Origin of the sequence: Serratia sp. (in: enterobacteria) (assembly GCF_051654945.1) — a bacterium.
In the GTDB taxonomy this organism is placed as follows: domain Bacteria; phylum Pseudomonadota; class Gammaproteobacteria; order Enterobacterales; family Enterobacteriaceae; genus Chania.
The window spans coordinates 174,598-194,216 of the sequence record NZ_JBOFZA010000067.1; the positions used below are offsets into that span (position 1 = coordinate 174,598).

19 protein-coding genes are annotated in these 19,619 nt (G+C 56.0%); 4 read left to right on the plus strand and 15 right to left on the minus strand.

Annotated features, from left to right (window positions below; genetic code table 11):
- Positions 1 to 2: 2 nt before the first annotated feature.
- From ACRDCA_RS09865 to argF, 3 genes are all read right to left on the minus strand, one after another.
- Positions 3 to 1,058, minus strand: coding sequence for an ABC transporter permease (locus ACRDCA_RS09865; RefSeq protein WP_438689346.1), 1,056 nt, complete (start codon positions 1,056 to 1,058; stop codon positions 3 to 5).
- A gap of 11 nt (positions 1,059 to 1,069) precedes the next feature.
- Positions 1,070 to 2,638, minus strand: coding sequence for an ABC transporter substrate-binding protein (locus ACRDCA_RS09870; RefSeq protein ID WP_438689347.1), 1,569 nt, complete (start codon positions 2,636 to 2,638; stop codon positions 1,070 to 1,072).
- A gap of 349 nt (positions 2,639 to 2,987) precedes the next feature.
- Positions 2,988 to 4,007 carry an ornithine carbamoyltransferase gene (argF, locus tag ACRDCA_RS09875; protein WP_438689348.1) on the minus strand — a complete coding sequence of 340 codons (1,020 nt, stop codon included), beginning with the start codon at positions 4,005 to 4,007 and terminating at the stop codon, positions 2,988 to 2,990.
- A 162-nt stretch (positions 4,008 to 4,169) separates the two neighbouring features.
- On the opposite strand from argF, the gene rraB reads away from it, so the two are divergent.
- Both rraB and miaE read left to right on the plus strand, forming a co-directional pair.
- Positions 4,170 to 4,598, plus strand: coding sequence for a ribonuclease E inhibitor RraB (gene rraB, locus ACRDCA_RS09880; RefSeq protein WP_438689349.1), 429 nt, complete (start codon positions 4,170 to 4,172; stop codon positions 4,596 to 4,598).
- A gap of 44 nt (positions 4,599 to 4,642) precedes the next feature.
- Complete coding sequence (gene miaE / locus ACRDCA_RS09885) at positions 4,643 to 5,404, plus strand: tRNA isopentenyl-2-thiomethyl-A-37 hydroxylase MiaE (protein ID WP_438689350.1); 762 nt, start codon at positions 4,643 to 4,645, stop codon at positions 5,402 to 5,404.
- Positions 5,405 to 5,518: 114 nt separating this feature from the next.
- On the opposite strand, the gene ACRDCA_RS09890 is transcribed toward miaE, so the two are convergent.
- The 5 genes from ACRDCA_RS09890 to pepA all read right to left on the minus strand — a co-directional run bounded on the left by ACRDCA_RS09890 (position 5,519) and on the right by pepA (position 13,117).
- Complete coding sequence (locus ACRDCA_RS09890; RefSeq protein WP_438689351.1) at positions 5,519 to 7,132, minus strand: GMC family oxidoreductase; 1,614 nt, start codon at positions 7,130 to 7,132, stop codon at positions 5,519 to 5,521.
- A gap of 367 nt (positions 7,133 to 7,499) precedes the next feature.
- Positions 7,500 to 8,003, minus strand: coding sequence for a GNAT family N-acetyltransferase (locus ACRDCA_RS09895; RefSeq protein WP_438689352.1), 504 nt, complete (start codon positions 8,001 to 8,003; stop codon positions 7,500 to 7,502).
- A gap of 180 nt (positions 8,004 to 8,183) precedes the next feature.
- Entirely contained in the window at positions 8,184 to 11,060 is a 2,877-nt protein-coding gene (locus tag ACRDCA_RS09900; protein WP_025122597.1) for a valine--tRNA ligase, read from the minus strand.
- Positions 11,061 to 11,073: 13 nt separating this feature from the next.
- On the minus strand, positions 11,074 to 11,523 hold the full coding sequence (locus ACRDCA_RS09905; protein ID WP_025122596.1) for a DNA polymerase III subunit chi: 450 nt from the start codon (positions 11,521 to 11,523) through the stop codon (positions 11,074 to 11,076).
- 82 nt (positions 11,524 to 11,605) lie between these two features.
- Positions 11,606 to 13,117, minus strand: a complete 1,512-nt coding sequence (pepA, locus tag ACRDCA_RS09910; RefSeq protein ID WP_438689353.1) for a leucyl aminopeptidase — start codon at positions 13,115 to 13,117, stop codon at positions 11,606 to 11,608.
- 268 nt (positions 13,118 to 13,385) lie between these two features.
- Here pepA and lptF point away from each other — a divergent pair, with 268 nt between their 5' ends.
- Positions 13,386 to 14,480: an LPS export ABC transporter permease LptF gene (gene lptF / locus ACRDCA_RS09915; protein ID WP_438689354.1), complete on the plus strand. Its 1,095-nt coding sequence runs from the start codon at positions 13,386 to 13,388 to the stop codon at positions 14,478 to 14,480.
- Positions 14,480 to 15,550 (plus strand): LPS export ABC transporter permease LptG, encoded by a 1,071-nt coding sequence (lptG, locus tag ACRDCA_RS09920; protein WP_438689355.1) that lies wholly within the window; start codon positions 14,480 to 14,482, stop codon positions 15,548 to 15,550. Before lptF ends, lptG begins: the two co-directional genes overlap by 1 nt.
- Before the next feature lie 127 nt (positions 15,551 to 15,677).
- Here the strand turns inward: lptG and ACRDCA_RS09925 are convergent, their stop codons facing one another.
- From ACRDCA_RS09925 to cutD, 7 genes are all read right to left on the minus strand, one after another.
- Entirely contained in the window at positions 15,678 to 15,845 is a 168-nt protein-coding gene (locus ACRDCA_RS09925) for a type II toxin-antitoxin system CcdA family antitoxin (protein ID WP_438689356.1), read from the minus strand.
- Between the two features lie 83 nt (positions 15,846 to 15,928).
- Positions 15,929 to 16,258: a DMT family transporter gene (locus ACRDCA_RS09930; protein ID WP_438689357.1), complete on the minus strand. Its 330-nt coding sequence runs from the start codon at positions 16,256 to 16,258 to the stop codon at positions 15,929 to 15,931.
- Between the two features lie 11 nt (positions 16,259 to 16,269).
- Positions 16,270 to 16,629, minus strand: a complete 360-nt coding sequence (locus ACRDCA_RS09935) for a DMT family transporter (RefSeq protein ID WP_438689358.1) — start codon at positions 16,627 to 16,629, stop codon at positions 16,270 to 16,272.
- Between the two features lie 245 nt (positions 16,630 to 16,874).
- Positions 16,875 to 17,546 (minus strand): hypothetical protein, encoded by a 672-nt coding sequence (locus ACRDCA_RS09940; protein WP_438689359.1) that lies wholly within the window; start codon positions 17,544 to 17,546, stop codon positions 16,875 to 16,877.
- A 9-nt stretch (positions 17,547 to 17,555) separates the two neighbouring features.
- On the minus strand, positions 17,556 to 18,191 hold the full coding sequence (locus ACRDCA_RS09945) for a phosphate propanoyltransferase (protein ID WP_438689360.1): 636 nt from the start codon (positions 18,189 to 18,191) through the stop codon (positions 17,556 to 17,558).
- A 35-nt stretch (positions 18,192 to 18,226) separates the two neighbouring features.
- Entirely contained in the window at positions 18,227 to 18,655 is a 429-nt protein-coding gene (locus tag ACRDCA_RS09950; RefSeq protein ID WP_438689361.1) for a BMC domain-containing protein, read from the minus strand.
- A 10-nt stretch (positions 18,656 to 18,665) separates the two neighbouring features.
- Complete coding sequence (gene cutD, locus ACRDCA_RS09955; RefSeq protein WP_438689362.1) at positions 18,666 to 19,616, minus strand: choline TMA-lyase-activating enzyme; 951 nt, start codon at positions 19,614 to 19,616, stop codon at positions 18,666 to 18,668.
- Positions 19,617 to 19,619: the final 3 nt, after the last annotated feature.

Here is a 19,619-nt window from a genome sequence, read left to right on the forward strand (position 1 = left end):
CGTCATTTCAGCCGCGCCCTCGGATCGAGCAAACGCACCAGCAGGTCGGTGAGATTGTTGATAATCACAAAGCACAGGCCGATTAGCAGCGTGCCACCCATGATGGCGGTGGTATCACCAGCAAACAGCGCGGTGGTCAGATAGCGGCCGATGCCCGGCCAGGAGAACACGGTTTCGGTCAGTACCGCCCCTTCCAGCATGCTGGTATAGGCGAGGGCGATCACCGTCAACAGGGTGCCGCTGATATTGGGCAGCACATGGCGGAACATGATGCGCATCTCGCTGGCCCCTTTGGCGCGAGCCAGGGTGATGTACTCTTTATTCAGTTCACTCAGGCAGGCGGAACGGGTCAGACGGGTAATGCTGGCTAACGAATAATAGGCCAGCAGGCAGACCGGCAGCACCAGATGCGCCAGCGCATTACGTACCGCCCCCGCATCGCCGGAAAGCCAGGTATCGATCAGCGCGAAGCCGGTTTTGGCCTCGACGGTGTATTGGAAGATATCGTCCAACCGTCCCGGCCCAGCACTCCACTGGAGTTTGGCGTAGAACAGCAGCAGCATCAGCAGCCCCAGCCAGAAGATCGGCACCGAGTTACCTAGCAGGGTAATAAAGCGCACGCCGATATCCAGTTTGCTACCGGCAAAGCGCGCGCACAACACACCAGCCAGCACGCCGAGTGGGGCACCGATCGCCAATGACAGCGTGGCCAATTCCAACGTGGCAGGGAAGGCATGCAGCAGATCCTGCAACACCGGTTGGCCGGTGGCGCTGGCGGTGCCGAGATCGCCATGGGCCAGCCGCTCCAGATAGTGCCAGAACTGCACTGGCAAAGAGCGATCCAGACCAAGCTGCTGCTTTACCTGCTCATAGGTGGCAGCGCTGGCGTGATCGCCGACGATCTGCAACACGCGATCCACTGGCGACAGGGCAGACAGCAGGAAGGTGATCAACAACAGGCCGAACAGGGTCAACGCCAGCGTAAGCAGCCCCTGCGCCAGACCCCAAAGACGACGCCGGGAACGGCTCCCCGGCGTGGATTTAATGGCTACCGACATGACAATCCTGGTTATTTGCTAACGCGATCGTAATAGACCATATCCGCATTCAGGCCCTGTTGGTAGCCTTTGACGTTATCGCGCAGTACCACCTGCGTTTTGGCCTGATCGATAAACACATACGGCGAGCTACGCTGCAATTCCTGCTGCATGGCGGTATAGAGCGCGGAGCGTTTGGCCGGGTCGGCTTCGGCAACTGCCGCCAGAGTCTGTTTGCTCAGCTCAGGGATCTGCCAGCTGTTTAGTCCGGCAACCGTGCTGCTTTTGCCGTCGTTATAGGCAAAGGCGCTGGCGTTGGAGTGCGCATCGAAGTAATCCGGGATCCACAAGCGGATCGCCGCCTGATGCTGCTTGGCACGTACGCGCGCATACACCTGGCTACCGGCGGCAGGCAGTAGATCGAGCTTTACGCCACCTTGAGCAAAGCTGGCCTGCAACGACTGGGCGATGGTGATAAACGGCGGTTTGTTTTCCACGTCCAGCGTCAGGCTGGCATTGGTGATGCCGGCTTTGGCCAGGATCGCCTTGGCTTTGGCGGGATCGAAGCTGAACGGATTATCTTCCAACGCCCCCGGCAGGCCAACCGGCAGGAAGCTCTGATGGACGAAGTATTGTCCTTTCAGCAGATCCTTGGTGATGCCCTGATAATCGACCAGATAGCGCGCAGCCTCCCAGAATGCTGGGTTATTCAGCAGTGGGTTGGCTTTGTTGCCGGTGTTGAACACCAGATAGTTCTGCTCGGCGGAAGGGATTTCCAACACCTTCACCCCGGCCTGGCTTTTCAGCGCAGCGGTCTGATCCGGGCCGAGTTCACGCGCCACGTCGGCATCCCCTTGCTGGATCAGCAGGCGGCGCGCGCTTGGGTCTGGCACGTTTTTGATAATGATATTGCTCAGCAGCGGCTTATCGCCCGGTGAGGTTGGGTTGGCGTCCAGCACGATCGCCTGATGCGGTTGATACACGCGCATCTTGAACGGGCCGCTACCGGCAGAGTGCATCTTCAACCAGGCATTACCGAAGTCGTCACCCTTCACGTTAGGCTGCACGGCTTTGCTGTCGACGATCGAGGCGATCGGCGTGGAAAGAATTTTCAGGGCGACCGCCGGGCTGACGTCTGCCGTCCAGCTCAGTTGCACGGTATGGTCGTCGATCTTCTTCAACTGCTGTTCGATATTATCGGGCTGCCAGCCGAGCACGTTGAGGATAAACGCCGGTGACTTGTTCATCTTCACCGCGCGGGTATAGGAGAAAATCACGTCGTCGGCGGTCAGCGGATTACCGGAAGCAAACGCTGCCTGTGGGCGCAGCTTGACCGTCAGGGTCTTGGCGGCGGCATCATCCTGCCAGCTTTCTGCCAGCACCGGGATCACCTTGGCCGGATTATCACGATCGGCCTGCACCAGACGTTGATAAAGGCTGGGGACGGTCTGGATGCTGGAGAGCTCATTGGCCTCCGCGGGATCCAGGCTGACGATATCGTCGAGTGACTGCACCACCACCAGCGTATTCGGCGGCGTGGCGGCCAGTGCGGTCGTGGAGAGGGCGGCAAGAATAAACAGCGGCAAGACTTTGGCTTTCATAGACGTTTTCCCTTGAATGTACCGGTAAACCAGAACGGAGAAGAGCTTGTTCTCATTGTTTTTTTACGGCATTTCCGCCGCCAGAGTGCCACGGTAGAACGTCGCTAAAAAACAGGCAAAGGCCAATCTGTTATTAACTATAACGAAAAAGACTATAGAACCTGGCGAAGAGTTTACTAGCAAAAAAACGTTAACAATATGAAGGGGAGAGGGAGCTAGTCCACAGCCGCAGCCAGGCGCAGGAGTTAATCTGTGGCACGTTCAGTCCCCTCTCCCTGTGGGAGAGGGTTAGGGTGAGGGGGCATTACTGTACGTATTGTGATGTGTTTCTCTGCTTACTGACTTTGCCTTAAAGGGTTTTACTCAGCGTGGCGACCATCACCGCTTTAATGGTGTGCAGGCGGTTTTCTGCCTGATCGAACACGATACTGTGCGCGGATTCGAATACCTCGTTGGTGACTTCAATACCGCCGTGCATACCGTACTGCTCGGCCATTTGCTTACCCAGCGTGGTCTGATCGTCATGGAAGGCTGGCAGGCAGTGCAGGAATTTCACCTGTGGATTGCCGGTCAGCTTCACCATCGCCATATTCACCTGATACGGTCTGAGCAGGGCAATCCGCTCCTGCCAGACCTCTTTGGCTTCGCCCATCGAGACCCAAACGTCGGTATACAGGAAATCCGCACCCTGTACGCCTTCGGCAATATCTTCCGTCAGCGTGATCTTGCCGCCGGTCTGCTGAGCCAACGCCTGACATTCCGCCACCAGTTCGGCGTGCGGCCAACAGGCTTTCGGGGCCACCAGGCGCAGATCCATGCCCACTAGCGCAGCGGCTTCCAGCAGGGTGTTGCCCATGTTGTTATGTGCATCGCCAATGTAGGCGAATTTAACCTCGCTCAAGGCCTTGCCCGGCAGGTGTTCGCGTACGGTGAGCAGATCCGCCAGCAACTGGGTGGGATGGAACTCGTTGGTCAGGCCATTCCACACCGGCACGCCAGCGTGTTTAGCCAAGGTTTCCACCAGACACTGGCCAAAACCACGATATTGAATACCGTCGTACATCCGGCCCAGCACGCGGGCGGTGTCTTTCATCGACTCTTTATGGCCGATCTGGCTGCCGCTTGGGCCCAGGTAGGTGACCTGAGCCCCCTGATCGAATGCGGCAACTTCGAAAGAGCATCGGGTGCGGGTCGAGTCTTTTTCGAAGATGAGCGCAATGTTTTTGCCTTGCAGATGCCGGGTTTCCTGGCCTTGCTTCTTGGCCTGCTTTAAATCGGCGGCCAACTGCAGCAAGGACTGGATTTCACTGGGGGTAAAATCCATTAACCGCAAAAAGTGACGACTGTAGAACGGGTTCATCTGGCTCATCTCCGCATATCCTGATCGTTGTGATTGAATTTAAATTCACTTTATATGTATGAATATTCAATTTCAAGTGCGAAACAGAAATCTTTCACGTTTATCGTGGCAGCGGTGACAGCGGTGTGTGAAAATAGAAGTAACGAAGCCCAATTTATTGAGGATAGAGGCATGGCAAACCGTGAACTGCTGGAAGAACAACGTGAAGAAACGCGCCTGATCATCGAAGAACTGCTGGAAGACGGCAGCGATCCGGATGCGCTCTACACCATCGAGCACCATTTCTCTGCCGAAAAGTTTGAAGTGCTGGAGCAGGCCGCCGTCGAAGCCTTCAAACTGGGCTACGAAGTGACCGATGCCGAAGAGCTGGAAGTGGAAGATGGCTCAATGGTGATGTGCTGTGACGTGATCAGCGAAGTCGCGCTGAATGCCGAACTGATCGACGGCCAGGTAGAACAACTGGTGGCACTGGCAGAAAAATGCGGTGTCAATTACGACGGTTGGGGCACCTATTTTGAGGATCCGAACGGTGAAGAAGGCGACGACGACGAAGAAGACGGCGACTTTATCGATGAAGACGACGACGGCAAACGTCATTAATTAAATCCTGCGGGCTGGCGCAAGCTGGCCCCTGATAGAACCCGATGAAATACCAATCCCTATTATCCCCGATACTCAACTTCCTGCATTGTGAAACCCCCGATGGCTGGATCGAAGCGGCCCGTCGCCCGGAAAACCTGCAACTGTTGCTGACCGACCACCTGGTATGCGAGCTGAAAGCGGCGCAGACCGGCATGTGGCTAATCCGCCGTTACGTGGCAGACAAAGAGAGCGGTGATGCCCTGTTGGCGCTGCTCAGGCCCTATGAGGCATTTGTGCACGAGGCGCAGGAAGTGCCGGAAGCGCTGTTCCGCCAGAGCGCGTTTACCAGGAAGATCCTGCCGAAGAACGGCTCGGCCTACGGCCAGGATCTGGTGGACAAGATGGTGCTGCTGATCAAAGAAGAGCTGCATCACTTCTCGCAGGTGCTGGAGATCATGCAGGCCCGGCAGATCCCGTACAGAAAGATCACCGCCAGCCGCTATGCCAAAAGCATGATCCGCGAGGTGCGCACCCACGATCCGGCCACCCTGATCGACAAACTGATCTGCGGCGCGTATATCGAAGCCCGCTCCTGCGAACGCTTTGCCAAGCTGGCTCCGTTCCTCGATGATGAGCTGAACCGGTTCTATGTTTCGCTGCTGCGTTCCGAAGCCCGCCATTATCAGGATTACCTGTCCCTGGCAGAGCAGATTGCTGGCGGCGATATCAGCGAGCGGGTAGCGTTTTTTGGCCAGCTAGAGGCTGAACTGATCCGCTCGCCGGACGAAGAGTTCCGCTTCCATAGCGGCGTGCCGGTGGCGTAATTCTTCCCCTCACCCCAACCCTCTCCCAAAGGGCGAGGGAGCTGAGCCGGTGCTGAAGTTAGGCTCGGAAGTTAATTTGTAGCACGTTATGTTCCCTCTCCCTGTGGGAGAGGGTTAGGGTGAGGGGGCTACACCCAGTATCAAATCCACCGCCTTTTCGGCCAGCATAATAGTCGGGGCATTGGTATTGCCGCTGGTGACCTGCGGCATCACCGAGCAGTCGACTACTCTCAACCGTTCAAAGCCATGCACCCGTAGCTGCAAGTCCGTCACCGAGTCTGCGGCACTTTGCCCCATGCGGCAGCTCCCCACCGGGTGATACACCGTCTTGCAGAAGTTGCGCACAAACTCTTCCATCTGCGCCTCATCATTGACCCATGCCGGTTGTGGCATCAGCAGGTCTTTAATCAGCGGCTTGAAGGCGGCGGTTGCCAGGAAGCGCAGGCCAAATTTCACCGCGCGAATGCTGCCTGCCAGATCGTCCGGGTGGCCGAGGTAGTTGGCCTGTAGCTTGACCGGATCGGCCGGATTGCGGCTGCGTAATTGCACCTGGCCGCGCGCTTTGGGTTGCAGATAGCCGACCTTCAGCGACATGCCGTGGATCGCCGGTAGCGGTTCACCGGGTACGTCGTCCCAACTGTCCAGTATGGGCAGGAAGTGCACCTGCACGTCTGGCCTGCCGCTGCCCTGAGTATCGGCGAAGGCGGCCCCCTCCAGCACGTTAGAGGTCAACACGCCGCTGCGAAATGCCAGCCACTCGGCACCGTGGCGAATTGCCTGTATACCCCGATCGGCACCGAACAGGCTGACGGGCTCGCGGGTGCTGACGTTGATCGACATATGCAAGTGATCGTGGAAGTTTTTGCCCACCGGCAGATCGGCCAGCGGTGTAATGCCCAACTGTTCCAGATGCTCGCGTGGGCCGATGCCGGACAGCAGCAGGAGCTTCGGTGAGCCAACCGCTCCGGCACTGAGGATTACCTCCTGACTGGCGTGGGCGACGACCTCATTGCCGCCATTCAGACTGTAGATCACCCCGGTCGCCACGTTATTTTCAAACGTGACGCGGTGCACCAGCGCGTTGAGTTTCACTACCAGCCGCGAATTATCGCGTACCGATTGCAGATAGGTGCGGGCGGTACTGGCACGTTCGCCGTTGTGGGTGGTGGTTTGGTAGAACCCTACGCCGTGCTGGCTCGCACCGTTAAAGTCATTGCGGTAGGGCAGATCCAATTCCTGACCTGCGCGGATAAACGCCATGCTGAGCGGATGGCGGTAGCGGTTCTCGCTGACCGGCAGCAGCCCCCCGTTGCCGTGATACTCATCCGCCAGGCTTTCATTGGCTTCGGCACGTTTGAAGTAGGGTAGTACGTCCTGGTAGCTCCAACCGGTGCAGCCATATTGCTCAGCCCAGGCGTCGTAATCCTGTGGCTGACCGCGCAGGTAGATCATGCCGTTGACCGAACTGCTGCCGCCCAGCACTTTGCCCTGGGCGATCTGCATGCGGCGGTTATTGGCGTGCGGCTCTGGCTCGGTTTCATACGGCCAGCTCTTCTTGGCGATGATTTTGGCCACCCCGGCAGGCATTTTGATAAACAGATTATTGTCGTCACCGCCGGCTTCCAGCAGCAGGATACGGGCCTGGGTACGCCGGATGAGCTGTGCCGCCAGCACGCAACCCGCCGAGCCTGCGCCAACAATAATGTAATCGAAGTTATTTTCTGACATGACCGTTCCCTGTGCGTGATGGTTGGAGAGCGTCTTGGCAGAGTAACCCAGAAGAATGGTAGGTCAATTTGTGATCGTTAATTTATTAACGAATATCACAATAAATTTACATAGTAGCTTTTAACATCAGTTTAACTGGTTGAAATATAAAATTACCGTGTGGTTTTTTGAATGATGTTGATGTTAATGGTTTTCCCCTCACCCCAACCCTCTCCCACAGGGAGAGGGAGTTGATCCGGCGTTGTGGGTTGGTTAGAAGTTAATCTGTAACAGGGCTGAGTATTAGGATGAATACCGTAGTAAAAATGTGGCACATTCGGTCCCCTCTCCTTGGGGAGAGGGTTAGGGTGAGGGGCGTTTGCGGGAGTTAAAGCGCTTTCAGCATGGTGACTTCGCAGTCGCCGTGGCCAGTATTGCCCATAGCATGATCGATATGCTCGAAACCCAGATGTTCATACAGACCGATGGCCTGTTGCAGCGTAGCGGTCGTTTCGAGGTAACAACAACTGAACCCTTGTTGGCGTGCAAATTCCAGCGCCTGCAGCGCCAGGCGTTTTGCCAAGCCTTTACCGCGTAACACCGGCAGGAAATACATTTTCTGTAATTCGCAGACGTCGATCTCACCGCCTTGCAGCGGCGCAACGCCACCACCACCGGCAATCTGACCGTCTATCTCCACCACCCAGTAGGCACTGCGCGGTTGGCTGTAGAGCTGGTATAAGGCGTCCAGATTGGGATCGGAAACGGTATAGCCTTTATCCGCCGTCAGGCCATGCTCGGCGGAGACTTCGCGAATGACGTGAGCAATAGCGGCATTGTCGTCGGCCGTTATTGGGCGCACCAGAAGACGCACTGGGGTTGCTGTTGTCATGTTTTTACTCGCCATTTGCCATTAAATGGAGCCTGCGGGGCTCCTCAATTGGGTGGTTATTACCAAAGGTGTCGAATTGGTCAAGCTTTGTAATAACATCTGAGACCGTCACTTGGCAATGCTGATAAAAAAACAGCGGGGAAAAATCACCCGCTGTTGTTGATCGGCATACCGCAGTGATTACAGCGCAGCGATGGTCGCTTGCTGTTCCTGCAACTTCACCTTGCCTTCTTTGCAGGCTGCCAGACGTTCACGCTCTTTGGCTACCACCGCTTCCGGTGCGCGCGCCACAAAGCCTTCGTTGGACAGTTTGCCTTCGATAGAGGCGATTTCGGTATCCAGCTTGCCCATCTCTTTCGACAGACGCGCGATTTCCGCATCCTTGTCGATAAAGCCGGCCATTGGGATCAGCAACTCGGCACCGTCTACCAGCTTGGTGACAGAAACCGGGCCTTTCTCGCCTGCTGGCAGCAGGGTGATTGAGGTCAGGCGTGCCAGGCGCTCGATAAAGCTCTGGTTTTCCTGCACGCGACGCTGAGCGTCACCATTGGCGTTACGCAGCAGCACTTCGAGCTGTTTGCTTGGCGCAATGTTCATCTCGGCGCGGATGTTACGCACCGCGGTGATCGCCTGCTTGATCCACTCCAGATCGTCCAACGCCTGCTGATCTTCCAGAGCGGTGTCGAAGGCCGGGAACGGCTGCAGCATGATGGTATCGTCAGTGATACCTTTGATCTGCTTAACGCGCTGCCAGATGGTTTCGGTGATAAACGGAATGATTGGGTGCGCCAGGCGCAGCAACGCTTCCAATACGGTGATCAGCGTATTGCGCGTACCGCGCTGTTCCGCTTCGCTGCCATTGGTCACGATCGGCTTGGTCAGTTCCAGATACCAGTCGCAGAACTGGTTCCAGGTGAATTCGTACAGGATGCCCGCAGCGATGTCGAAGCGATAGGTGTCCAGCGCCTCACGGTAAGCTTTCACCGTGCGGTTGAATTCGGCCAGGATCCAGCGATCGGCCAGCGACAGCTGCATTTCGCCGCCGTTGAAGCCACAGTCGTGCGCTTCGGTGTTCATCAGCACAAAGCGGCTGGCGTTCCACAGCTTGTTACAGAAGTTGCGGTAGCCTTCCAGGCGCTTCATATCCCAGTTGATGTCACGGCCGGTGGAGGCCAGTGCCGCCAGGGTGAAGCGCAGGGCGTCGGTACCGTGCGGTTCGATGCCGTTCGGGAACTGCTTCTCGGTGCGCTTGCGGATTTTCTCTGCCAGCTGCGGCTGCATCATGTTGCCGGTACGTTTTTCCAGCAGGTCTTCCAGCGAGATACCGTCTACCATATCCAGCGGATCGATGACGTTACCCTTCGACTTGGACATTTTCTGCCCTTCGTCGTCGCGGATCAGGCCGGTCATATACACGGTTTTGAACGGGACCTGCGGCTTGCCGTTTTCGTCTTTGACGAAGTGCATGGTCAGCATGATCATGCGGGCAATCCAGAAGAAGATAATGTCGAAGCCGCTGACCAGCACGCTGGTCGGGTGGAAGGTCTTCAGATCCGGGGTCTGCTCTGGCCAACCCAGCGTCGAGAAGGTCCACAGGCCGGAGGAGAACCAGGTATCCAGCACGTCTTCGTCTTGGTTCAGCGCCACGTCGGCACCCAGGTTGTTTTCGCGGCGCACTTCTTCTTCGGTGCGGCCTACGTACACTTTGCCTTCGGCGTCGTACCAGGCCGGAATACGGTGGCCCCACCACAGCTGACGGGAGATACACCAGTCCTGGATATCGCGCATCCAGCTGAAGTACATGTTTTCGTACTGCTTCGGTACGAACTGGATCTCGCCTTGCTCAACCGCTTCCACCGCCACTTTGGCCAGCGGTGCGGTACGCACGTACCATTGGTCGGTCAGCATTGGCTCGATCACTACGCCGCCACGGTCACCGTAAGGTACGGTCAGATCGTGAGGTTTGATCTCTTCCAGCAGGCCGAGTTCGTCAAAGGCGGCAACCACGGCTTTACGGGCAGCAAAACGCTCCAGGCCACGGAACTGGGCTGGCAGCTCACCGCTGTAGGCGGTGCTGGCTTCACCCAAGGTGTCGAACACCTCGGCTACGTCCAGGATATCGCCGTCGAAGCTCAGAATGTTGATCATCGGCAGGCCATGACGCTTACCGACTTCGTAGTCGTTGAAATCGTGCGCCGGGGTGATTTTCACACAGCCGGTGCCTTTCTCCATATCGGCGTGCTCGTCACCCACGATGCGGATGCGGCGGCCAACCAATGGCAGAATGATCTCTTTGCCAATCAGATCTTTGTAGCGCGGATCTTCCGGATTCACCGCCACGCCGGTATCACCCAGCACGGTTTCCGGACGGGTGGTCGCGACCACCAGATAGTCTTTGCCTTCTGCCGTTTTCGCGCCGTCGGCCAGCGGATAGCGCAGGTGCCACATGGAGCCTTTGGATTCGCGGTTTTCCACTTCCAGATCGGAGATGGCGGTGCGCAGTTTCGGATCCCAGTTCACCAGGCGTTTGCCACGGTAGATCAGGTCTTCTTTGTACAGGCGGACAAACACTTCTTTCACCGCGTTGGACAGGCCATCGTCCATGGTGAAGCGCTCGCGCTCCCAGTCCACGGAGTTGCCCAGACGGCGCATCTGACGGGTGATGGTGCCGCCGGACTCTGCCTTCCACTGCCAGATTTTGTCGATGAACGCGTCGCGGCCATAATCATGGCGGGTTTTATTTTCTTCTGCGGCGATCTTGCGCTCAACCACCATCTGGGTCGCGATACCGGCATGGTCGGTACCGGCCTGCCACAGGGTATTTTTACCCTGCATGCGCTGGTAGCGGGTCATGGTGTCCATGATGGTCTGCTGGAACGCGTGGCCCATATGCAGGCTGCCGGTGACGTTCGGCGGCGGGATCATGATGCAGAAACTTTCCTGGCTGGTATCGCCATTCGGTTTGAAATAGCCCTGGCTTTCCCAGTGATCGTACAGCTTCTGTTCGATCTGGGTTGGGTCATAGGCGGTATCGAGATCGGTGTTGGTCTTTTCCATTTTTATTTCAGGTTCAGTTAGTTGGCGGCGTGGCCGTGGTCAAATGGAAGCCGACGCTGCGATAGGCTTTATAACGTTCGCGCGCCAACTGTTTCAAGGTGTCTTCGTAAGGGACGAAGTCTACCACTTGATGGAAAGCAGTAGCAAAATCTGCAAACTGCGGCAGCAGGGCGATCAGCAGATCGCGCGGAGCATTGCCGCGTTTGCCTGGCCAACACAGTTCGACCGGCGCGCCAAAGTTTGGCCCTTCGCCCGCCAGATTGTGTGGCACAAACTGGTGTGGCTCACGTTGCCACAGCGCTTCGTCCAGCCGCTGGGCCTGCTCCTGGCTTTCACAGGCGATCAGCACCCGCTTGCCTGCGCGCCACTTTTCGGCGGCAACGGCGCAGGCCACAGCCTCGTGCGCACTGAGTGCACCAGCGGGTTCTGCGTGTTCAAGCAGGTAGAACGTTGCCTGTTTCATGATTAAATTCACCGTGGCCAAAAAAGTGTAAGGGCACAGCGTGCTGTGCCCTCGGTGATTATACCTGATTTACCGCGCGGATTTAATCGTCGCCGTTCAACCCGGCACGATTGAGCAGGAACTGCGCCAGCAATGCTACCGGACGGCCGGTGGCCCCTTTAGCCTTGCCGGAGCGCCAGGCGGTCCCGGCGATATCCAGGTGTGCCCAGCTGTACTTGCGGGTAAAGCGTGAAAGGAAGCACGCGGCAGTAATGGCACCACCAGGACGGCCGCCAATGTTGGCCATATCCGCAAAGTTGGAATCCAGCTGCTCGTAATACTCGTCGCCCATCGGCAAGCGCCATGCACGGTCGCCCGATTGCTCGGAAGCGCCTATCAGCTCGTGGGCCAGCGGGTTGTGGTTCGACATCAGGCCGGTGATATGGTGGCCCAAGGCGATCACGCAGGCACCGGTCAGGGTGGCGATATCAATCACCAGCTCTGGCTCGAAACGCTCCACGTAGGTGAGGGTGTCGCACAGCACCAGGCGGCCTTCGGCGTCGGTGTTCAACACCTCGACCGTTTGGCCGGACATGGTGGTCAGCACGTCGCCTGGGCGATAGGCTCGTCCGCCCGGCATGTTTTCACAGCCAGCCAGCACGCCGATCACGTTCAGCGGCAGATTCAACTCTGCAACCACACGCATGACGCCATAGACGGTCGCGGCCCCGCACATGTCGTACTTCATCTCGTCCATGCCGTCGGCCGGTTTGATCGAGATACCGCCGGAATCGAAGGTCAGCCCTTTACCCACCAGCACGATCGGCTTAGCGTCCGGGTTAGGATTTCCCTTATATTCCATCACCGACATCAGCGATTCGTTTTGCGAACCGGCACCCACCGCCAGATAGGCGTTCATCCCCAGCTCTTTCATCTGCTGTTCGCCGATGACGCGGGTGGTGATGTGGGTGCTGAAGGCATCCGCCAACTGACGAGCCTGCGAAGCCAGATATCCGGCGTTACAGATATTCGGCGGCATATTGCCCAGATCTTTGGCGGCCTTGATGCCGGAAGCGACGGCCAGGCCGTGCTGGATAGCGCGTTCACCGCTGGTCAGCTCACGGCGGGTTGGCACGTTGAACACCATTTTACGCAGCGGACGGCGCGGCTCTACCTTGTTGCTCTTCAACTGATCGAAGGTGTAAAGCGTTTCTTTGGCAGTTTCCACCGCCTGGCGCACCTTCCAGTAAGTATTGCGGCCTTTGACGTGCAGTTCGGTCAGGAAGCAGACGGCCTCCATGGAACCGGTGTCGTTAAGGGTGTTGATGGTTTTCTGGATCACCTGTTTGTACTGGCGTTCATCGAGCTCGCGCTCTTTGCCACAGCCAATCAACAAGATGCGCTCGGAGAGAATGTTCGGCACATGGTGCAGCAGTAACGTCTGCCCGACTTTGCCTTCCAGTTCGCCCCGGCGCAGTAGTGCGCTGATATAACCATCACTGATTTTGTCGAGCTGTTCTGCGATAGGTGACAGGCGGCGAGGTTCGAAAACACCTACTACAATACAGGCGCTGCGCTGTTTTTCCGGGCTACCGCTTTTTACACTGAACTCCATGCACTCTCCTGAATCTTAAAGACAACGGCGAAAGCTACGGCTAGAATGATCGACTCCGCCATGAGCTTGCGTCATTGAGGTTAACCTGAACGGCGTAAATGTTCTGTTTTGGCAACTATAGGTCTGTTCCTATAGGATGGCCAAACAGCTTGATGTTCTAATACTATTTTAGCTGTGAAGGTTGCCACATGATGAGAAAAAATGGCGGATTAGCGATGAAACTATCGATTTTCCTGCAAAAAGACAAGTTTTCACAGGCGTAATAAGCGTGATCATCATTAGATATCTGGTACGGGAAACGCTGAAGAGCCAAATTGCCATCCTGTTTATCCTGCTTCTGATCTTCTTTTGTCAGAACCTGGTCAGGGTGTTAGGTGATGCGGTCGACGGCAATATCCCGACAAATTTAGTCTTATCCCTGCTTGCATTGGGTGTGCCGAAGATGGCGCAGCTAATCCTGCCCTTGAGCCTGTTTCTTGGCCTATTGATGACGCTTGGGCGGTTGTATACCGAAAGCGAAATCACCGTTATGCACGCCTGCGGCCTGGGTAAACGAACCCTGATTATTGCCGCTATGGTGTTGGCGATCTTTACCTCGGCGGTGGCCGCGGTGAATGTCCTCTGGGTCGGGCCATGGGCGGCCAGCCATCAGGATGAAGTGATTGCCGAAGCTAAAGCCAACCCCAGCATTGCCGGGCTGGCAGAAGGACAGTTCCAGTCTTCACAGGATGGGAATGCCGTACTGTTTGTTGGCAGCGTAAAAGGCAACACCTTTACCGATGTGTTCCTGGCGCAGCTACGCCCGAACGGTAACCAACGCCCTTCGGTGGTGGTGGCCGAGCATGGGGTGATCAACCAGGGGCGCGATGGATCGCAGGTCGTCACGCTGGACAAGGGCACTCGCTTTGAAGGCACCGCTCTGTTGCGTGATTTCCGTATTACCGACTTCAGCGACTATAAAGCGGTTATTGGCCATCAGCCGGTCACCCTCGATAATACCCAGTCCGAGCAGATGTCGATGCGCACGCTGTGGGCGTCGGATGAGCCGGATGCCCGCGCCGAGTTCCATTGGCGCCTGACGCTGGTGGTTTCCGTAGTGCTGATGGCGCTGTTGGTGGTACCGCTGAGCGTGGTCAACCCACGTCAGGGCCGGGTGCTGAGCATGCTGCCAGCGATGCTGCTGTACCTGATCTTCTTCCTGTTGCAGACCTCGCTGCGTTCCAATGCCGGTAAAGGCAAGCTGGATCCACTGGTGTGGATGTGGCTGGTCAACCTGGTGTACTTCGCGATTGCCCTGGCACTGAACCTGTGGGATACCGTGCCGATGCGTAAATTGCGCGCACGCCTGAGAGGAGCGGCCTGATGTTTGGCGTACTGGACCGTTATATCGGTAAAACGATATTCAACACCATCATGATGACGCTGTTCATGCTGGTTTCGCTTTCCGGCATTATCAAGTTTGTCGATCAGCTGCGTAAAGTCGGCCAGGGGGAATATTCGGCGCTGGGGGCGGGAGTGTATACCCTGCTTAGCGTGCCCAAGGATATTGAGCTGTTCTTCCCGATGGCGGCGCTGTTAGGGGCCTTGCTCGGTTTAGGCACCCTGGCGACGCGTAGCGAACTGGTGGTCATGCAGGCCTCTGGCTTTACCCGGCTGCAGATTGCCGGCTCGGTGATGAAAACCGCCATTCCGTTGGTATTGCTGACGATGGCAATCGGCGAATGGGTGGCCCCGCAGGGCGAGCAGATGGCGCGTAACTACCGTGCGCAGCAGATGTACGGTGGCTCACTGCTCTCCACCAAGAGCGGCCTGTGGGCGAAGGACGGCAATGACTTCATCTACATCGAACGCGTGGCGGGCGAAAAAGAGCTGGCTGGCGTCAACATTTACCACTTCAACGATCAGCGCCGGTTAGAGACGGTTCGCTATGCCGGTACCGCAGACTTTGAAGACGGTGCATGGCAACTTTCGCAGGTGGATACCTCCGATCTGACCAACCCTAACCAGGTCACCAGCACCCAGACGCTGACCGGGGTATGGAAAACCAACCTGACGCCGGACAAACTGGGCGTCGTGGCGCTGGATCCGGAATCACTCTCCATCAGCGGCTTGCACAACTACGTGAAGTACCTCAAGCAGAGTGGCCAGGAGGCCAACCGTTACCAACTGAATATGTGGAGCAAGATCTTCTCGCCACTGTCGGTGGCGGTAATGATGCTGATGGCGCTGTCGTTTATCTTTGGCCCGCTGCGTAGCGTACCGATGGGGGTGCGGGTGGTGATCGGTATCAGCTTCGGCTTCCTGTTCTACGTGTCGGATCAGATCTTCGGCCCGCTGAGCCTGGTGTACAGCATGCCGCCGATCCTGGGGGCCCTGCTGCCAAGCATGCTGTTCCTGCTGATTAGCCTGTTCCTGCTGCTGAAGCGGAAATAGCGAAGTTCAGATTGAGATGGATGGCTATATGTAGGGGTCGAGCATGCTCGACCCTTGTCAATCCACTGATTATCCAGGCGGGTGCAGCATGCAGCGCCCCTACATTTGGAATCGAGCTTTGCCGTCATCACAGAACACTAAACTCAGCATCATCAGACAACAGTCCATTCTCTTCAGTAAAGCCATTTAGTGCTTCAAGGCCTACCTGATTTTCCACCAGCCAACATTCGCGGGTCGTCTGCTCTGTCCGCTCAACAGTTAAGATTACATGATTATTGCATTTCTCCACGCTCATAATGCCTCCTGAATGTAACTTATGCTTATCAAAAAAAAAGCGCAACGTTACCGCTGCGCCTTATGAGTTTGAAACCTGCAATCTTACATCTGCGAGAAGATATTCATAATGACGCCGCCGCCGATGATCAGCGCCATGGCGAAGATGGCAGGCAGGTCCGGTTTCTGCTTGTAGAGCAACATGGATACGAAGGTCACGCCGACGATGCCAAAGCCGCACCACAGCGAGTAGGCTACGCCCACCGGGATAAACCCCATCGCCTTGGTCAGGGCGAAATAGCACAGGCAGTAGGCACAGATCACCAACACCGAAGGCCCCAGCTTTTTAAAGTTATTGGTTTTTTTGATCATCGAAGTCCCGGTAATTTCCGAACCAATCGACAGTGCCAGCCACAAGAAGCCAATATTAAACATAGTTGATACCCTTATTCTTCGGAGGAGCCCATTTTGGAGAAGAGGTTCATAATCACGATGCCGCTGGCAATCACGATCATGCCGATAATGGCTGGCATATCAGGGTGCTGGCCGTAAAATACCATGCCCAGCGAGGAGACCAGTAAAATCCCGGTGCCCGACCAGGTGGCATAGGCCAGCCCAACAGGAATGTATTTCACCGCGTTGGACAGCGAGTAATAACAAACGCAATACAGCACCACAATCAGCCCGAGTAATAACGTCTTGGTAGAACCTTCGCTGTTATCAAACATCTTTAGCGTAGAGGTGGCCGAGGTTTCAGAGAATATGACCAATAACATCCATAACCATGCTTTTGCCTTGGAAGACATAATAGTTAGCTCCTGATAAGTAATGATATCTATAAAGTAAAACTTGATGCTGCCCCTCACCCCAACCCTCTCCAAAAGGGAGATGGGGCTGTATTGCGTTGTGGCCGGCTGCCGAGTTTATTTCCCCTTAACTTCAACCAGTGCAGGCTCCGGCGTTAAATTTTGGCACGGTCGGTCCCCTCTCCTTGGGGAGGGTTAGGGTGAGGGGAATATCACGGTGCTAACATTCCTCTCCCGACTCGGTATTATTTTTTCCCCCGGCTATATTCCAGTGCCAGATCGGTGAGTTTGGCACCCGGTGGTGAATGGCCATTAAGCCGCTTGAGCTCGCTAAGCGTGATGTAGCCTTGAGCCGGGGCGACCACCTCACGCTCAGTGATTATGGGTTTGGCCGACAACATCTGATCCAACGTGCATAACTCAATGCCTTGCGCTACCAGCTTTGGCAGGTGATCTGCCAGGGGGGTATTTTCCCCTGCGCGGCTTAGCCCTTTTAGCTGATTTAATTCGCTGGCCGGATTACAGTTATAATCCAACGCCATAATCGGCCTGCCACTCATGCGGGCCAAATGAATAAATCGGGCCGCCTCGGATTGTAATAAACCATTGGCTACTTCTGCCGCCGTAGCGAAATCAAGGAAAGGGATCAGCACTCGTTCAATATTATCCAGTGCGCCGGTTTGACTTATTTCAGTCAGGGAAGTGATTGGCCCGAGTTGGCCCCAATCTGCTTCTGTATGAAATTCGCGGGCATTATCGCTAAACAGGAGCACCGGCGAGAATGCCTGGCAGCGCTGTAAACGCGTGCGGATAATGTCACGGTAGCCATCCGCAGCGGTTAATAACACCAATGCTGGTGGCCGCATCCGTGAGAGCACTTCATTGACCAATCTGTCGATGAATTCACGCTGCATCATATTGCCGCCTTAGGGAACGATAACCACGTTGTCACCGGAAGCCAGCCCGGCAGCGTTGGCTTCATCGGTATCAATGTGCAGTTCCAAGGCAAAACTGGCTTTGATCCGCACGATCACTTCGTCAAAGATCAGCCCGCGCACGCCTGCTGCCTTCACCCGTACCTTTTGCCCGTTCTGCACGCCCAATCTTGCGGCATCCTGCGGGTTCATATGGATATGGCGCTGGGCGCAAATCACCTGAGAATGTAGCGATACATAGCCTGCCGGGCCAGCCAGCATGGCGTCGCCGGAGGCGATCAGATTGCCGGATTCGCGCACCGGTGCCTTCAGCCCCAGGGTAAAGCAGTCCGCCTTGGAGATTTCCAGCTGAGTGCATTCACGCGCAGGCCCCAGCACCCGCACTTTGGAGAGCGAGCCTTTCGGGCCGACGATCATCACGCACTCTTTAGCGGCAAATTGACCCGGTTGGCGTAGCTCTTTGCACGGCGTCAACCGATAACCGGCCCCAAACAGCGCCTCGATATCCTGCTGCGACAGATGGACATGCCGGTTAGAAACCCCAACCGGGATGGCGGTGCCGGTGGTTGAAGTAGGGCTCTCTGCCAGGTTATGGCGGATCCTTTCCAGTAACGACTCATTAAACATACTGTTATTCCTACCCGATCTCAGAGACTGTACGATTATTTATGTTCTTTCTTACCGCTGCGCCCTTCGCTGCGTGCGGGTTTGCTGTCCGCTATGGGGGATTCAACAACCGGTGTTGGGTCTGCCCCTTCGGCGACTGGCGTTACCGGTTCTTGCTGCACCTCGGTAACTGGCGGCGTCAGCTCTTTGCCTTTCAGGCCGGTTAACAGCGCAACTACCTGTTTTTCCGGGCGGGCAATTACCAGCTTGCCTTTGATAAACGCCGGTTGTTTGATCACCGCCACGCCGCTGTCTATCGCCGTTTTCACCGCGCTGATTTCGCCGGCAAAGAATACGGAAACCAGGCCGGAACCAATTTTCTTGTACCCCAGTACCGTTACCGCTGCGGATTTACAGGCCGCATCGGCCGCTTGGATCGCGGCGGTCAGGCCAAAGGTTTCAATCACTCCCAGGCTTAAGTTCATTTCAAGCTCCTTAGTGCCTTACCAGGCGGATATCAAAGTCGAAGCGCTGGAAAAAAGCCGCCAGTTGATCCAGTTCTTCATCGCTATAACTTGGGTCGTCTTTGACCGGATAGATCATGTCGAGACGCTCGTATTTGTTTTTACCCAGTTGGTGATAAGGCAACACGTCGATGCGGCTGATATTGCCGTTGCGTGCCAGAGCCATGACATACTCAATGGCACCGGTAATGGCATCGTAAGAATCGTTATAGCCGCGCACCAAAGGCATGCGCACCACGATATGGCAGCCAAGTTCCACCAGGCGTTCCAGGTTTCTTCTTACGCCCTCGTTACCGACGCCAAATAATTCTTTATGCCGTGCGCTATCGATATGCTTGATATCGAACAGGAACATATCGGTGCAGGTCGCCAGCTTTTCATAATTGGCTAACGTGGTGGTGCCATTGGTTTCGATGGCGGTATTGATCATCTGTTTCTTGCATTCGGTCAGCAGCGCGGCTGCAAAGTCGGTTTGCAGGCTCAGCTCGCCACCGCCCAGAGTGACGCCGCCGCCGGAGGCATGATAGAAATCGACGTCTTGCAGGATGATATCCATCAGTTCCTGTACCGTGACGTCTTTGCCCATGATATCCAGTGCGCCGGAAATGCAGACTTCCTCGCATTTGCGGCAGCCGATGCAGTCTATGTTGCGATCGAGGTGGTGTTTGAGATCGCCCTGTGCGTTCTGGATTTGGCTATGAATGCCTACCGGGCAGACATCGACACATTGGCCACAGTCAACGCATTTGTCGTGCGAATACATCACCTGAAAATTGCTGGTGAGCCCCTCGGGGTTGGCGCACCAGGCGCAGAGGATGTTACAACCTTTGAAAAAAATCAGGGTGCGAATACCGTCTCCGTCATAGATCGAGTATTTCTGGATATTGAATATCCGACCCTTTTTCTCCAGTGTGTGATCCATATT

Excerpts from the sequence above, each read along its gene's own strand:
- ACRDCA_RS09925 (WP_438689356.1), bottom strand. The coding sequence starts at position 15,845 with ATGAGCGTGGAGAAATGCAATAATCATGTAATCTTAACTGTTGAGCGG.
- ACRDCA_RS09930 (WP_438689357.1), bottom strand. The coding sequence starts at position 16,258 with ATGTTTAATATTGGCTTCTTGTGGCTGGCACTGTCGATTGGTTCGGAA.
- argF (WP_438689348.1), bottom strand. The coding sequence starts at position 4,007 with ATGAGCCAGATGAACCCGTTCTACAGTCGTCACTTTTTGCGGTTAATG.
- ACRDCA_RS09890 (WP_438689351.1), bottom strand. The coding sequence starts at position 7,132 with ATGTCAGAAAATAACTTCGATTACATTATTGTTGGCGCAGGCTCGGCG.
- ACRDCA_RS09935 (WP_438689358.1), bottom strand. The coding sequence starts at position 16,629 with ATGTCTTCCAAGGCAAAAGCATGGTTATGGATGTTATTGGTCATATTC.
- ACRDCA_RS09895 (WP_438689352.1), bottom strand. The coding sequence starts at position 8,003 with ATGACAACAGCAACCCCAGTGCGTCTTCTGGTGCGCCCAATAACGGCC.
- ACRDCA_RS09950 (WP_438689361.1), bottom strand. The coding sequence starts at position 18,655 with ATGAACTTAAGCCTGGGAGTGATTGAAACCTTTGGCCTGACCGCCGCG.
- ACRDCA_RS09940 (WP_438689359.1), bottom strand. The coding sequence starts at position 17,546 with ATGATGCAGCGTGAATTCATCGACAGATTGGTCAATGAAGTGCTCTCA.
- ACRDCA_RS09870 (WP_438689347.1), bottom strand. The coding sequence starts at position 2,638 with ATGAAAGCCAAAGTCTTGCCGCTGTTTATTCTTGCCGCCCTCTCCACG.
- lptG (WP_438689355.1), top strand. The coding sequence starts at position 14,480 with ATGTTTGGCGTACTGGACCGTTATATCGGTAAAACGATATTCAACACC.
- ACRDCA_RS09865 (WP_438689346.1), bottom strand. The coding sequence starts at position 1,058 with ATGTCGGTAGCCATTAAATCCACGCCGGGGAGCCGTTCCCGGCGTCGT.
- rraB (WP_438689349.1), top strand. The coding sequence starts at position 4,170 with ATGGCAAACCGTGAACTGCTGGAAGAACAACGTGAAGAAACGCGCCTG.
- ACRDCA_RS09945 (WP_438689360.1), bottom strand. The coding sequence starts at position 18,191 with ATGTTTAATGAGTCGTTACTGGAAAGGATCCGCCATAACCTGGCAGAG.
- pepA (WP_438689353.1), bottom strand. The coding sequence starts at position 13,117 with ATGGAGTTCAGTGTAAAAAGCGGTAGCCCGGAAAAACAGCGCAGCGCC.
- cutD (WP_438689362.1), bottom strand. The coding sequence starts at position 19,616 with ATGGATCACACACTGGAGAAAAAGGGTCGGATATTCAATATCCAGAAA.
- ACRDCA_RS09900 (WP_025122597.1), bottom strand. The coding sequence starts at position 11,060 with ATGGAAAAGACCAACACCGATCTCGATACCGCCTATGACCCAACCCAG.
- ACRDCA_RS09905 (WP_025122596.1), bottom strand. The coding sequence starts at position 11,523 with ATGAAACAGGCAACGTTCTACCTGCTTGAACACGCAGAACCCGCTGGT.
- miaE (WP_438689350.1), top strand. The coding sequence starts at position 4,643 with ATGAAATACCAATCCCTATTATCCCCGATACTCAACTTCCTGCATTGT.